10 protein-coding genes are annotated in these 14,889 nt (G+C 65.1%); 5 read left to right on the top strand and 5 right to left on the bottom strand.

The window, feature by feature from the left end; all coding sequences use genetic code 11:
• Positions 1-107: 107 nt before the first annotated feature.
• Together FXB41_RS21905 and ppx are read left to right on the top strand one after the other, a co-directional pair.
• Positions 108-2,300 (top strand): RNA degradosome polyphosphate kinase, encoded by a 2,193-nt coding sequence (locus tag FXB41_RS21905; protein ID WP_007591948.1) that lies wholly within the window; start codon positions 108-110, stop codon positions 2,298-2,300.
• Positions 2,301-2,315: 15 nt separating this feature from the next.
• Positions 2,316-3,818 carry an exopolyphosphatase gene (gene ppx, locus FXB41_RS21910; RefSeq protein WP_007591950.1) on the top strand — a complete coding sequence of 501 codons (1,503 nt, stop codon included), beginning with the start codon at positions 2,316-2,318 and terminating at the stop codon, positions 3,816-3,818.
• 59 nt (positions 3,819-3,877) lie between these two features.
• On the opposite strand, the gene FXB41_RS21915 is transcribed toward ppx, so the two are convergent.
• Both FXB41_RS21915 and ndk read right to left on the bottom strand, forming a co-directional pair.
• The gene (locus FXB41_RS21915) at positions 3,878-4,738 is read right to left on the bottom strand and encodes a TerC family protein (protein ID WP_219683177.1); all 861 of its coding nucleotides are present in this window, start codon (positions 4,736-4,738) and stop codon (positions 3,878-3,880) included.
• Positions 4,739-4,782: 44 nt separating this feature from the next.
• On the bottom strand, positions 4,783-5,205 hold the full coding sequence (ndk, locus tag FXB41_RS21920) for a nucleoside-diphosphate kinase (protein ID WP_007591953.1): 423 nt from the start codon (positions 5,203-5,205) through the stop codon (positions 4,783-4,785).
• A gap of 310 nt (positions 5,206-5,515) precedes the next feature.
• Here ndk and FXB41_RS21925 point away from each other — a divergent pair, with 310 nt between their 5' ends.
• From FXB41_RS21925 to FXB41_RS21935, 3 genes are all read left to right on the top strand, one after another.
• Positions 5,516-5,773 (top strand): sulfur globule protein precursor, encoded by a 258-nt coding sequence (locus FXB41_RS21925; protein WP_219683178.1) that lies wholly within the window; start codon positions 5,516-5,518, stop codon positions 5,771-5,773.
• Positions 5,774-5,992: 219 nt separating this feature from the next.
• Positions 5,993-6,166, top strand: coding sequence for a hypothetical protein (locus FXB41_RS21930; protein ID WP_007591955.1), 174 nt, complete (start codon positions 5,993-5,995; stop codon positions 6,164-6,166).
• A gap of 71 nt (positions 6,167-6,237) precedes the next feature.
• A complete protein-coding gene (locus FXB41_RS21935; protein ID WP_219683179.1) occupies positions 6,238-8,100 on the top strand; it encodes an ABC-F family ATP-binding cassette domain-containing protein in 1,863 nt (620 codons plus the stop codon).
• Between the two features lie 156 nt (positions 8,101-8,256).
• On the opposite strand, the gene FXB41_RS21940 is transcribed toward FXB41_RS21935, so the two are convergent.
• Genes FXB41_RS21940 through FXB41_RS21950 form a run of 3 tightly spaced genes read right to left on the bottom strand, consistent with a single transcriptional unit; the run spans position 8,257 to position 14,703 of the window.
• A complete protein-coding gene (locus FXB41_RS21940) occupies positions 8,257-9,711 on the bottom strand; it encodes an HlyD family type I secretion periplasmic adaptor subunit (RefSeq protein ID WP_219683180.1) in 1,455 nt (484 codons plus the stop codon).
• Positions 9,698-11,830: a type I secretion system permease/ATPase gene (locus tag FXB41_RS21945; RefSeq protein ID WP_283843457.1), complete on the bottom strand. Its 2,133-nt coding sequence runs from the start codon at positions 11,828-11,830 to the stop codon at positions 9,698-9,700. Before FXB41_RS21945 ends, FXB41_RS21940 begins: the two co-directional genes overlap by 14 nt.
• A 29-nt stretch (positions 11,831-11,859) precedes the next feature.
• On the bottom strand, positions 11,860-14,703 hold the full coding sequence (locus FXB41_RS21950) for a beta strand repeat-containing protein (protein WP_219683181.1): 2,844 nt from the start codon (positions 14,701-14,703) through the stop codon (positions 11,860-11,862).
• Positions 14,704-14,889 lie beyond the last annotated feature (186 nt).

The following is a 14,889-nucleotide window of genomic DNA, read 5'->3' on the forward strand; positions in this document are numbered from 1 at the left end:
GGGCCGCGGAACATCAATGTCATCGAAACGTCATCGCTCTAACACATGCTCCCGCGGGTTTTGCGCGTAAGTCGCAAATTGGGGCGAACTGGATGGATCGACTTCTGATGGACTCTGCGCAAGCTGTTGAAGTTAAAGAAAAAGCCCCGGAAGCCGAAGGCCCGCCGGCGATCGCATCGAGCCCCGAGCGGTTCATCAATCGCGAGCTCTCCTGGCTGCACTTCAACCGCCGCGTCCTGGAGGAATCGGTCAATCCCAGCCACCCCATGCTGGAGCGGGTGCGATTCCTGTCGATTTCAGCGAATAACCTCGACGAGTTCTTCATGGTCCGCGTCGCCGGCATCAAGGCCCAGGTGCGCGAGGGCATTGCCGAGCGCAGCCCCGACGGTCTGACGCCGTCCGAGCAGCTCGCGCTCATCAACCGGACCGTTTCGCAGCTTGCCTCCGACCAGCAGGCAATCTGGCGCGACCTGCGCGGCACGCTCGCCGACGAGGGCATCGTGCTGGTCGAGGGCAAGGAAGTCACCAAAGCGGAACGAACCTGGGTCGAGGACTACTTCCTCAGTAACGTGTTCCCGCTGCTGACACCGCTCGCGATCGACCCGGCCCACCCCTTCCCGTTCATTCCGAGCCTCGGCTTCACCATCGCGCTCCAGCTCACGCGCGCCGCCGACGGCAAGCAGATGAACGCGCTGATCCGCATGCCCGGCAAGATCGACCGCTTCATCCGCCTGCCGGCCGAGGGCAAGATAGTCCGGCTGATCTCGCTGGAGCAGGCCACCGCGCTATTCATCAACCGCCTGTTCCCCGGCTACAATCTTCACGGCCAGGGCGCCTTCCGTGTCATCCGCGACTCCGAACTCGAAATCGAGGAAGAGGCCGAGGATCTCGTCCGCTTGTTCGAGACCGCGCTGAAGCGCCGCCGCCGCGGCTCGGTGATCCGGCTCGAGATCGATGCCAAGATGCCGGAGCAGCTGCGCAGCTTCGTACAGCACGCGCTGTCGACCGCCGACGACGAGGTGTTCCTGGTCGATGGCGTGCTCGCCATGAACGAGCTCTCGCAGCTCACCCGCCTCGACCGGCCCGATCTGGAATTCACCCCTTACGTGCCCCGCCATCCCGAGCGCGTGCGCGAGCAAGGCGGCGACATCTTCGCTGCGATCCGGCAGAAGGATCTCGTCGTTCATCACCCCTATGAATCCTTCGACGTCGTGGTGCAGTTTCTCCAGCAGGCGACGCGCGACCCCGACGTCGTCGCCATCAAGCAGACGCTCTACCGCACCTCGAGCAACTCGCCGATCGTGCGCGCGCTCGTGGAAGCTGCAGAAGCCGGCAAATCCGTCACCGCGCTGATCGAGCTGAAGGCCCGCTTCGACGAGGAGGCCAACATCCGCTGGGCACGCGACCTCGAGCGCGCCGGCGTGCAGGTCGTCTATGGCTTCCTCGAACTGAAGACCCACGCGAAATTGTCGATGGTGGTGCGCCGCGAGGGCGGCAGCCTCACGACTTACGTCCACACCGGCACCGGCAATTACCACCCGGTGACCGCGCGCATCTACACCGACCTCTCCTACTTCACCTCGGACCCGACCATCGGCCGCGATGCCGCCCGCGTGTTCAACTTCATCACCGGCTATGCCGCGCCGAGCGATCTTGAAAAGATGGCGGTCTCGCCGCTGACCTTGCGCAAGCGCATCATCGAGCACATCCAGGGCGAGACCGCGCATGCGCGCCACGGCCGGCCCGGTGCGGTCTGGATGAAGATGAACGCGCTGGTCGACCCCGACATTATCGACGCGCTCTACGAGGCCTCACAGGCCGGCGTGCAGGTCGAGCTTGTGGTGCGCGGTATCTGCTGCCTGCGGCCCGGCATTCCCGGCCTGTCGGAGAACATCCGCGTCAAGTCGATCATCGGACGATTCCTCGAACACGGCCGAATTTACTGCTTCGGCATGGGCCAGGGCCTGCCGAGCGCGAAAGCGGCTGTGTATATCTCCTCGGCCGACATGATGCCGCGCAATCTCGACCGCCGCGTCGAGGTGCTGTGTCCGCTGCAAAATCCCACGGTGCATCAGCAGGTTCTCGAACAGATCATGGTCGCCAATCTCAAGGACAATGAACAGAGCTGGCAATTGTTGCCGGACGGGTCCTCAACGCGTATGAAGACCGCGAAGGGCGAGGAGCCTTTCAACGTCCACAACTACTTCATGACCAATCCGAGTCTGTCTGGCCGTGGTAAGTCGCTCAAGGAATCCTCGCCGCGCCGCCTCACGCGCCGTAATGAACGTCATCAATCCTGATCCGGGATCGTCGACGTGAAGCGGCCGCGCAAGCGCGGCTCGAGCGTCGCGGTCATCGACATCGGCTCCAACTCGGTCCGTCTCGTCGTCTACGAGGGACTGACGCGGAGCCTGATTCCGATCTTCAACGAGAAGACGCTGTGCGGGCTCGGGCGCGAGGTGCAGAGCACGGGCCTGCTAGCGCCCGACGCCGTCGACAAGGCACTGACCTCGCTCAAGCGCTTCCGTGCGCTGTGCCGGGTGATGCAGGTCGGGCGGGTGTTTGCGATTGCGACCGCCGCTTGCCGCGACGCCTCCAACGGCCCCGACTTCATCGCGAAAGCCGAGCGCATCTGCGCGGTGAAGATCGAGATCCTGTCGGGCCCGCGCGAGGCGCGGCTGTCGGCGCTTGGCGTGATCTCCGGCATCCATCATCCCGACGGCATCGTCGGAGACCTCGGCGGCGGCTCGCTCGAACTGATCGACGTGCGCAAAAACACGGTGCGCAGCGGCGTGACGCTGCCACTCGGCGGCCTCGCGCTGCAGGACCTCGCGCATAAATCCCTGAAACGCGCCGACCGCATCGTGCGCGAAGCGCTCGACGGGGTGCCGCAGCTCAAGGCCGGGAGCGGCCGCAGCTTCTACGCCGTCGGCGGTACCTGGCGCGCGCTGGCGCGCATCCACATCATCCAGAGCGGCTACCCGCTCCAGGTGATGCACGGCTATTCGATTTCGGCTGCCGAGGCGCTCGATTTTTCCCGACGTCTCCGCCGGCTTGCGGCCGCCGGCATGCTTGCAGACATCGAGATCGTCGCCGACGCCCGGCGCCCGCTCCTCACCTATGCGGCACTGGTGCTCGAGCACATCATCCGGGTGGCGAAGCCGAAGACCATCGTGTTCTCGACCTTCGGCGTGCGCGAGGGCCTGCTGCACGAGAAGCTGCCGGAGTCCGAACGCAACAAGGACGGACTGATCTGCGCGGCCGAGGAGCTGAACCAGCTGCTGTCTCGTTCGGCAAAGCACGCGCGCGAGTTGATCGCCTGGACCGACCGCCTCGCGCGCGTGGTGAAGCTGCGCGAGACCGAGGAGGACCGCCGTCTGCGCCACGCCGCGTGCCTGTTGTCCGACATCGGCTGGCGGGTGCATCCCGATCATCGCGGCGAGCAGACGCTGAGCCTCGTCGTCAACGGCAATTTCGGCGCGATCACCCACACCGAGCGCGCCTTCGTCGGCCTGTCCGTGTTCTATCGCTATGCGGGGCTCAGCGAGGAGAACCAGCCGCCGGTCGCCATGCAGGAGCTGCTGACGCCGGCGCAACTCGAACGCGCCCGCCTACTCGGCGCGGCCTTCCGCGTTGCGCATCTGATCTCGGCGGCGCGTCCGGGCGTCTTGCCCGCGACGCATTTCCGCAGCGTGGGCCGCAAGCTGTTGCTGGTGTTCGAGCACCGCCTCGGCGATCTCGTCGCGGATCGCGTCGGCAGCCGCTTCCGCGCGCTCGCCCGCCTGATCAACCGCGCCGGCTCGATCGTGCGGCGCTAGCGCATGATCCGGAAAAGCCTGAAGCGCTTTTCCGAAAAGATTATGCTCGAAAGATAAGCCTATTCCGCCGAGGCCTTGGCGTGGCGCTCGGAGGATTCCAGCGCGGCCGCGCTCATGCTGCGCCGGCGCCAGATGGAGCCGACGGCCAGCACGACGACTACGCCGAGAGCTGCGCACAGATATTCGCCGCCTCCGCCGCCATGGGCGAATTGCGGCGGGATGCGCAAGGCGCTGAGCACGTTGTCGAGCGAGGCGCCGAACGGACCGTCGGACAGCGTGTGCAGCCTCGGCGCGATGCCGGGATCGGTAGCGATCACCTCGCCCGCAATCCAGCCGAGCAGCGCCGCGCCGGCCCACACCAGAACCGGCAGCTTTGCGAGCAGCGCCATGATCAGCGCCGCACCGGCGACGATCAAGGGCACGCTGATAGCAAGACCGAGCACCAGCAAGGGCGCGCTGCCATTGGCGGCCGCGGCCACCGCAATGACGTTGTCCAGGCTCATGACGATGTCGGCGACGACGACGATTTGCACGGCCTGCCACAGATGCGAAGCCGACTCCACGCCGTCCTCGTCCTCCTGTTCCGGCACCAGCAGCTTTGCCGCAATCACGATCAGCGCAAGACCGCCGACCAGCTTGAGGTACGGCAGCTCCATCAGGCTCGCGACGATGCCCGTGAAGATGATCCGCAGCACCACCGCGGCGCCGGCACCCAGGATCATGCCCCACAGCCGATGCCGCGGCTTGAGGCCGCGGCAGGCGAGCGCGATCACCAGCGCATTGTCGCCGGACAAGAGGATGTTGATCCAGATGATCTTGCCGACCGCGACCCAGAAGGTCGGTTCGGCCATCTCAACGCGGAACTGGGTGAAGAATGCCCCGATCGTAGCGGGATCGAAGATCTGCCAGAGCCAGTTCACACTACGTCCTTTCGCCGCGTCTCGTTACCTGATCGGCTGACGGATCAGCCGACGATCTCGTTGCCCGAGAAGAATTGCGCGATCTCGATCGCGGCGGTCTCCGGCGCATCCGAACCGTGCGCGGAGTTCTCACCGATCGACTTGGCGTAGAGCTTGCGGATGGTGCCGTCAGCCGCCTTGGACGGATCGGTCGCCCCCATCACGTCGCGATACTTGGAGACGGCACCCTCGCCTTCCAGCACCTGGACCACCACGGGGCCCGACGTCATGAAGTCCACGAGCTCACCGAAGAAGGGGCGCGCCTTGTGGACCGCATAGAAGGTCTCGGCCTGTTCCTTGGTCATGCGGATGCGCTTCTGCGCGACGATGCGCAGGCCCGCCTTCTCGATCACGGCGTTAACCGCACCGGTGAGGTTACGCGCTGTGGCGTCGGGCTTGATGATCGAGAAGGTGCGTTCGATGGCCATGATCTTGTCCTTGAAGAGAAAACGGTGGTTCGGAGTTGCCGGGCTTATATCGGCGCCTTCGCCATACGGCAAGCGACCGCCAAAACCGCCTCGCGGGCGCTTGGCCGCAGGCCAGGAGTCAGAATGCCAACATGGATTACGACGATTTCACCTAAATGAACCCAATCTGAAGGCCTCGTCAGGGTTTGGTTCAGCCTCGCTCGGATAACCTCAGGTCCATCGAAACCAAAGCCTCCTCCCGAGGCGGACCGTTTCGGCGGCCTTTCCATCGACGCGATAGCCCCGCGTCGGCAGTTTTGAGGAGATCACCATGTTGAGGAAACTTTCGCTCGCCGCTGTTGCCGCGGTTGCGCTTGGTGCCGCGCTGGCACCGACCTCCGCCTCTGCGCACTGGCATGGTGGCGGCTGGGGCTGGCACGGCGGCGGCGGCGGCTGGCATCACGGTTACGGCTGGGGTGGCCCGCGCTTCTATGCCCCCGTCTCCTACGGCTATGGCGGCTGCTATGTGCGCCGGCTGGTCCCGACCCCCTGGGGACCCCGCTGGCGGATGATCAACCGCTGCTACTGAGCCCGACAGCACCTTTCCAAAGGTACCTGAGCCCCCCAAGGTACCTTCCAAGCGAAGCCCCGGCGTCCCCCAGCGCCGGGGCTTTGTATTCGGAGGGGGACATTGCGCGGCTTCACACAATTTTTGCTAGAATGCCGCGCAATCGCCGCGAGTGGCGAAACCATTTGGGGGCCAAGGACTTGGTACCGTGTTGCTTCTTTGAGAACACGGAACCCTGCGATGGCTGGCCCTTTTGCCAATGACAGCGAGCAAATCGACCGGCGCACCAGCCGCTCGATCTCCGATGCCGTGGCCGAACGGCTCCAGCAGAGCCTGCGGCCCGAAGCCAGGCTTCCGACGCACCTCGAGCAACTCCTCAATGAGCTGAAGCAGCGCGAGCGCGATTCGCACTGAGTTGACACGCACCGGCTTGCAGACACGGAAAAACGGGTTGCGTTTGATCGCGGGTGCGGTGACAAGGCCGCATGCTCTCCATCACCGACCTCTCCATCCGCCTCGCCGGACGCCTTCTGATTGACCAGAGTTCCGTGCAGATCACGCCCGGATCGCGCGTCGGCATGGTCGGTCGCAACGGCACCGGCAAATCGACCCTGTTCAAGGTGATCCGCGGCGAGCTCGCCGCCGAGCACGGCACGGTGACCCTGCCGCCTCGCTGGCGCGTCGGCAGCCTCGCGCAGGAAGCGCCGAACGGCCCCGAGAGCCTGATCTCAGTCGTGCTCAAGGCCGACCTCGAACGCGACGCGCTGCTCACCGAGGCCGAGAGCGCGGCCGATCCGCACCGGATCGCCGAGATCCAGACCCGGCTGGTCGACATCGACGCGCATTCGGCACCGAGCCGTGCCGCCGCCATCCTGTCCGGCCTCGGCTTCTCCGCCAACGACCAGCTCCGCCCCTGCGCCGAATTCTCCGGCGGCTGGCGCATGCGCGTTGCGCTCGCCGCAACGCTGTTCGCGGCGCCCGACCTGTTGCTGCTCGACGAGCCCACCAACTATCTCGACCTCGAGGGGACGCTGTGGCTCGAGGATCACCTCGCCCATTATCCGCGCACGGTGATCGTGATCAGCCACGACCGTGATCTCCTTGAAAGCTCGGTCGACCAGATCCTGCATCTGGAGCGCGGCAAGCTCACGCTTTACAAAGGCACCTACTCCTCGTTCGAAGAGCAACGCGCCATGCGCGAGATGCTCGATGCCAAAGCGGTCAAGCGCCAGGAAGCCGAACGCGCGCGCCTGCAAGCCTTTGTCGACCGCTTCAAGGCCAAAGCCTCGAAAGCCCGCCAGGCGCAGTCCCGTGTGAAAATGCTGGAACGGCTGAAGCCGATCACGGCGCTGGTCACCCAGGACGTGCGCGAGATCAGCTTTCCCGCGCCCGAGAAGATCCTGTCGCCGCCGATCATCGCCGCCGACAACGTCGTGGTCGGCTACGATCCGAACACGCCCGTGCTGAACCGCGTCACCTTGCGCGTCGACAATGACGACCGCATCGCGCTGCTCGGCTCCAATGGCAATGGCAAGTCGACGTTGGTCAAACTGCTTGCGGGCCGCCTCGCGCCGTTCTCGGGCAAGGTGACCCGCGCCGACAAGCTCTCGATTGCCTATTTCGCCCAGCACCAGCTCGACGAATTGAACGAGGATGCCTCGACCTACGACCACGTCCGCAAGCTGATGGGCGAGGCGCCCGAAGCGAAAGTACGCGCCCGCGCCGGCGCCATCGGATTCTCCGGCAAGGCGGCCGACACCAAGGTCGGAAAATTGTCGGGCGGCGAGAAGGCGCGGCTCCTGCTGGGACTTGCGACCTTCTTCGGCCCCAACATGATCATCCTGGACGAGCCGACCAACCATCTCGACATCGACAGCCGCGCAGCGCTTGCGGAAGCGATCAACGAATTCCCCGGCGCGGTCATCATGGTCTCGCACGACCGCTATCTGATCGAGTCCTGCGCCGATCAACTCTGGATCGTCGCCGACCGCACCGTGACCAATTACGACGGCGACCTCGACGAATATCGCCGCCTGGTGCTGTCCGCGCGCAATGGCGAGCCCGCGCCGCGCGAACGCAGCGCCGCGAGCGAGAAGCCGCAGCGTCCGAGATCGGACAATCGCGGCTCGCTGAAGAAACGCATCGCGGAAGCCGAAACCGAGATCGCCCGCGTCAGCGAGATCATCAGCAAGATCGACACCGCGCTCGCCCTGCCCGACATCTTCAGCCGCGACCCCAAGCAGGCCGCCCAACTGTCGAAAGCACGCGCCAATGCGGCCGACGCGCTGGCACGTGCCGAGGAGCAGTGGCTCGAGGCGAGCACGCAGTTCGACGAGGCGGCGGGCTGACGCCTCCGCGACCGGGCCGACATCAAAATCGCAAAAACAACCCCATGCACAGTACCGGTATTTTGCTACCTGGTGATTAGCCGTTCAATAACCTGTTCTTTGCCGCACCGACTGAGCCGGCGCGTCTCGCGAAGCTTCGTCAGCATCATGTGGGAACTAGCGCTCCCGCATGATCTCGTGCCGGTAACGCTGCAGCGGCGATAGCAGGTAGCTCAGGATGGTGCGCGAACCGGTCCTGATTTCGACGGTCACCGCCATTCCCGGGGACAGGTTGACGAGGCGGTCGTCCACCTGCATCTGGGTGCGATCGAGCGAGATACGGGCGCTGTAACTCAACTCCTGCCCGCTGGGCTCGCTGCTGTCGCGTTGCGTCGCGAGCGCACGGTCGCTCCCGCGCTCCTGCGGCCGGTCGCGGATGATGGCGTCCTGCGAGACGCTCACGACCCGGCCTGCGAGAAGCCCGTAGCGGGTGAAATTGAAAGTGTCGATCTTGATGGCGGCGCCCTGCCCGGCCTCGACAAATCCGATATCGCGGTTGGAGATCATCGCCTCGATCTCGAGCCGCGTATCGGTCGGCACGATCACCAGCAGCGACTGCGCGGGCGTGACCACGCCGCCCACAGTGTGGACCGCGAGCTGCTGCACGACGCCGTCGACTGGCGACGTCAGTTGCTGAAGCCTCGTCCTCTGCTGCGCCTTGATCAGATCGCGTGCGACGCCATTGGCCTTCTGTTCGCTCTTGGCAAGCTCGTCGGAGAGACTTTTCCTGTACTCGGCCAAGGCCTGGATGCGAGTCTCCCGGATCGCGGCGACGGCCGCCTCGGCCTCCTTCAAGCGGCTGCTCTGGACGCGAAGCTCCTCCTGCTGCTCGATCTGGAGCTGGAGGGTCTCATAGTAGGTCAGCTTCGAGCCGATCTCCTTCTCCATCAGCGTCTTGCGAATCTCGACACGCTGCTGGGTGACCGGCAGCAACGCATCAAGCTTGTGAATCGTCGCCGCAATCGTCTGATGTTCGGCCTCCTTCTGCGCTTCCTGACGCGCCAGCGCCGCGAGCTTGGCCCTGTTCTCGCTGACCTGATTGGCGAGGAGCTGTCGCTGCGTCGCGACCAGCATGGGATCGGCGTCCTCTGGTACGACGAGATCGGCGGACACCTCTTCGCCGCCTGCCAATGCGGCGCGGAGGCGCGCGACGTTGAGCCGCTCGGCCATGAGATCGTCGTGCAGACGATCGCGCTCCGCGGCGTTCACGGTCGGATCGAGCTCGATCAGCAGGTCGCCCGATTTGACCGATTGGCCGTCCTGCACGTGAATGGCGCGCACCACGCCGGTCTCGAACGGCTGGACCACCTTGCTTCGCCCGCTCGACACGACCTTGCCGGTTGCGGAGGCCACGATGTCGATCGTGCCCCAGGCCGACCAGGCCATCGCCGCGCAGACAAGCAGCATCAGGACCATGGCGATGGCGCGGCCGATCGGCGATGGCGGTGTTTCCGTGATTTCCAGCGCCGCCGGCAGGAAGGCGACTTCCTCGGCGCCCCGCCCCTTTCCATTCCGGAACGGGATCACGGTCTGCTCCGGCCGAGCGGCCGGCACAGCGCTAGCCGACCTCATAAATGCCTCCCTGGAGACGATGCAGGGCGGCATAGCGCCCGCCGGTCTTGATCAGCGCATCATGCGTGCCGTCCTCGACCAGACGGCCGCGTTCCAGGGTGAAGATGCGATCGGCGCCGCGGACGGTGGACAGACGGTGCGCGATGATCAGGACCGTGCGGCCTTTCGCGATCTCCTTCATGTTGTCATGGATGATCCGCTCGCTTTCATAGTCGAGCGCGCTGGTGGCTTCGTCGAAGATCAGGATCCGGGGATTGCCCACCAGCGCGCGGGCGATCGCGATGCGCTGGCGCTGCCCGCCCGAGAGCGTTGAGCCGCGCTCGCCGACCACCGTATCGTAGCCCTCGGGGAGCTCCAGAATGAAATCATGCGCGCCCGCCAGCTTCGCCGCGTCGATAATGCGGTCCATCGGCAGGCTCGGATCGGCCAGCGCGATGTTGTCGCGCACCGACCGGTTGAACAGCATGTTGTCCTGGAGCACGATTCCGATCTGCCGACGGAGCCCGGCCGGGTCGGTCGTCATCAGATCCATTCCGTCGACCAGCACGCGGCCGCCTTGCGGAACGTAGAGCCGCTGCACCAGCTTGGCGAAGGTGCTTTTGCCCGAGCCGGACGATCCGACGATGCCGACGGTTTGTCCGGCTGGAATCTCGAATGAGACATCGTGCAGGATCTCCGGCCCATCGAGGCGGTAGCGGAAGGAGACGTGCTCGAAGCGGATGTTGCCCCGGATCGGCGGCAGCCCCGCGCGGGCGGCGGAGTAAGCCGGCTCCGCCGCGCTGTTGAGGATGTCGCCGAGCCGCGCGATCGACAGCCGCGCCTGATGAAAATCCTGCCAGACTTGCGCGAGCCGCAGCACCGGGGCCGACACCCGCCCCGCGAAGATGTTGAAGGCCACGAGCTCGCCGACGGTCAGTGCGTCACCGATCACCAGCCTGGCGCCGACATAGAGAATGCCGGCAGTGACGACCTTGCTGACGAGCTGCACGAGCTGGCTTGCCGTGTTGCCGAGACTGGTGACACCGAAGCTCGCCGAGACGTAGCCGGCGAGCTGCTCTTCCCAGCGGCGCTGCATCTGCGGCTCGACCGCCATCGCCTTCAGCGTTTCGATGCCGCTAACGCTCTCGACCAGGAAGGCCTGGTTCTCGGCGCCGCGGCGGAATTTCTCGTCCAGCCTGCGGCGAAACAGCGGCGTCGCCACGGCCGAGATCGCGATGTAGAACGGGAACGACGCCAGCACGATGAAGCTCATCTGCGCCGAATAGGCGAACATCACCGCGAGGAACACCGAGGTGAAGACCATGTCGATGAGAAGCGTCAACGACGAGCTGGTGATGAAATTGCGGATGTTCTCGAGCTCACGGACCCGCGCCACGGAATCGCCGACGCGCCTGGCCTGAAACCAGGCCATCGGCAGCGCCAGCAGATGGTGAAACAGACGTGCCCCGAGCTCCACGTCGATGCGGTTGGTCGTGTGCGCAAACAGGTAATTGCGCAGGATCCCGAGCACGGTGTCGAACAGGGAGACGACGACGAGGCCGATGACGAGAACGTCGAGCGTAGACAGCGAGCGGTGTACCAGCACCTTGTCAATCACGACCTGGAAGAACAGCGGCGAGACCAGCGCAAAAAGCTGGAGGAAGAACGAAGCCGCCAGCACCTCGCCCAGCAGCCGCCGGTATTTGCCGATCGCGCCGATGAACCAGGTGATATCGAAATGCCGTCCGAGGTCTGACAGCCCGGCGCGCCGGACCATCAGGATCAAGCCGCCGTCCCAGATCGCGCACAGCTCGTCGCGATCCATCAGCACCGGGCGCTGCGCCTCCGGAGACTGCACCAGCACCTTGTCGGCGGAGGCCTTTGCGATGACCATGAAGCCGCCGTCCCGCAGCATTGCGATCGCAGGCAGCGGAGTGTCCGACAGACGGCTCCACTGTGTGCGATAGGTTCTGGCTTTAAGTCCGAGAGACCTGGCGCAGCGGACGATATCCGCTGCGCCGAAGCTTGCCGCGCCCAGCCGGTGCCTGAGCTGCGCGCGATCGGCCGCAACACCTTGCAGATGCAGCAGCGTCAGCAACGCATCGAGCCCCGTATCGGAGGAGACCGCGTTGGTCATCATGAGCGTTCTCCGGGCCGATGCGGCCGGCTTCAGGCGTGCTGGGGCGGTGCGAGCACCTGGCTCTGCGTCGCGTGCGGATCGGGCAGCGGCATCTCGCCGTTCCCCTCACCTGCCGGGACGAAGCTGGCCGCCATGGCCTGGTTGAGCAGCATCGCGGCCGCAAACGCTCCGCCCTGGATGACGACGTTGTTGCCGGTGCCGCCGTCCAGGATGTCGAGGCCGCCGCCGCCGATCAGCACGTCATCACCGGCACCACCCGCCAGCGAGTCGTTGCCCGGGCTGCCGATCAGCACATCGTCGCCGTTGCCGCCATTGGCAACGAGCTGGATGCCGCTGTGCAAGCCGGAAGCCGTGATGACGTCGTCGCCATCGAGACCGTTGATAACGATCCTGTCGCCCGCGCCGGCATCGGTGATGTTGATGTCCTGGCCAAGCCCCGACACCGTGATGATGCCGTCGTGCTCGGTCACCGTGATGACGTCGTTGCCACCGGTTGCGTTGATGGTCACGGTATCCGCGGCGCCGTCATTGGCGCCGAGATCGAGGTCGACCTGGCTGACGCCGGTGCCGGAGAGGTCACCGACGGTAATGTTGTCGGCACCGCCGAGAGCATTGAAGTCGACATGTTCGACCCCGTTCAGGTCCATCGCAATGGCGGCGACATCTCGCGTGAACAGCACCCGACCGCCATTGGCCGAGATATTGATGTTCTCGCTGATATTGGCGCCGTTGAATGCCAGCGTGTCGGTGCCCTTCCCGCCTTCGACGGTGTCGCTGCCGTCGCCGGGATTCCACACGAAGGTGTCGTCGCCCGCACCCAGATTGGCGAAATCGTTGCCGCGTCCCCCGTTCACCACGTCATTGCCGGCACTGCCGATGATGGTGTCGTTGCCGTCGCCGCCATTGATGTTGAGGCTGAACGACTGTCCCGCCTTGATGGAAGACGCATCGATGACGTCATTGCCTTGTCCGCCGTTGATGCCGAGCACATCACCGGCGTCCGCGTGTGCAATCGTCACCTGCGCAGCGAGGCCGTTGACCACGATCGATCCGCCGGCGGTCACGACCGATATGTTGTCGTCACCGTTCGTGCCGTTCACGGTCACGCGGTCCGCCGCTCCGTCGCCGCTCTGGCTGCCGGGGCCGGCGCTGAGGTCGATGGCAACCTGCGCGATTCCAGTCCCGGTCAGATCGTTGACCGTGATGTTGTCGGCGCCGCCTGCTGCCGCGATCTGCACGTGCTCGACGCCAGCGAGGTCCATGACGATAGCACCGACGTCACGGGTGAGAAGCGCACGGGTTCCGTTCGCCGAGACCGACATGTTCTCGGCCACGTTGGCGCCGTTAAACACCAGCGTATCGGTTCCCGCGCCGCCTTCGACGACGTCGCTGCCGTCACCGGGATTCCACGTGAAGATGTCGTCGCCTGCGCCAAGAAGCGCGACGTCATTGCCGCGGCCGCCGATGACCTTGTCGTTGCCGTCGCCGCCGATCAGGGTGTCGGCGCCCTGGCTGCCGGTGATGGTGTCGTTGCCCGCGCCGCCGTCGATGGTCAGCCCGATCGCCGCGCCGAGCGTGGATGCATCGATGACGTCGTTGCCGCCGAGCGCCTGAACGACCAGCCGATCGTTGCCGGCCTCTGCATTTGCGATCGTCACGAGCTCCGGCAGCCCCGTGACCGTGACCGTTGTGCCCGTGGCTGTGACCTCGATGTGCTGATTGCCGTTGCTGCCGTTGACGGTCACCGTGTCAGCTGCGCCGTCGCCTTGCGTCCCTCCCGGAACGGCTCCGAGATCAACCAGCACCTGCTTGACGCCGGTCCCGGTGAGGTCGCCGACGGTGATGTTGTCGGCCCCGCCCCGCGCATCGAATTCGATCTGCTCGACGCTGTTGAGATCCATCGTGATGTTGGCGACATCGCGGGTGAAGCGCACCCGGCCGCCATTGGCCGAGATGTCGATGGTCTCGTTGATGTTGGCGCCATTGAAAAGCAGCTTGTCGCTGCCCGATCCGCCTTCGACCGTGTCGCTGCCGTCACCGGGATTCCAGATGAAAGTGTCGTCGCCACTCCCGAGCTGGGCGACGTCGTTGCCGCGTCCGCCATTGACGATGTCGTCCCCGCTGCCGCCGATGATGAGGTCGTTGCCATCGCCGCCGGTAATCCTGTCGTTGCCGGCGCCGCCATCGAGCGTCAGCGAGATCAGGCTGCCGAGCCCGTTGCCCGCGGTGATGACATCGTCGCCGCCCCCACCGTGCAGGACGAGATTTTCCGTCGTGCCGATGTCGAGCGAGAACGGCACCGCGCCCGTCCCGTCGAGCCGCACGCGGGTGCCGTTCGCCGTGATCGTGAACGTCTCGGCGGCGTTGCTTCCGTTGACCTGAGCCGTATCGTTGCCCTCACCACCCTCGAACAGGTTGGTGCCGCCGCCCGGATTCCAGACCATGACATCGTCGCCGGCCTCGCCGAACAGCTGATTGTCGCCGCTGCCGCCGTCCAGGACGTCGTTACCCGCTCCGCCGAACAGCAGATCGTTGCCGCCGCCCTTGATCAAATCGTTGCCGGCCTGACCAAACAGGAGATCGGCTCCCGAGCCGCCCGTGATCCTGTCATTGCCGTCGCCGCCGAAGATGTGCACCGCCGGCATCGGGCCGTGGCATTCGTCGACGGTGATCGTGTCGTCACCGCCTTGACCGAAGATGTCGATCGCAGTGGTGTTGTCGACGGTGGGTTCGCCACCAACCGTTTTCACGTGCCCGTTATTGACCAGGATGCGGCCGGACTTGTCGCGACTTATCACAAGGCCGTTATTCGCGCTGTCGCCGAAAATGGTGAGCTGCCCCGTAACCGGGGAAAACACAGAGGTAATGGACATCCAAATGATCCTTCCGACCTAGCCCCTCCCTTCGATGCGTAGCAGCCGCGCACATGACATTCTTGAACCGTTGCTTGAGACGCGCGTGATTATTCTGGAGATTTCCTCCAGTTTTGCTTCGGGGCAGTTTTCGAAAGCGAATGCGAAGGCTCTCTCATCACGAATCGCGTGATCACGGATCACGCG

The organism is Bradyrhizobium canariense (assembly GCF_019402665.1).
GTDB lineage: Bacteria > Pseudomonadota > Alphaproteobacteria > Rhizobiales > Xanthobacteraceae > Bradyrhizobium > Bradyrhizobium canariense.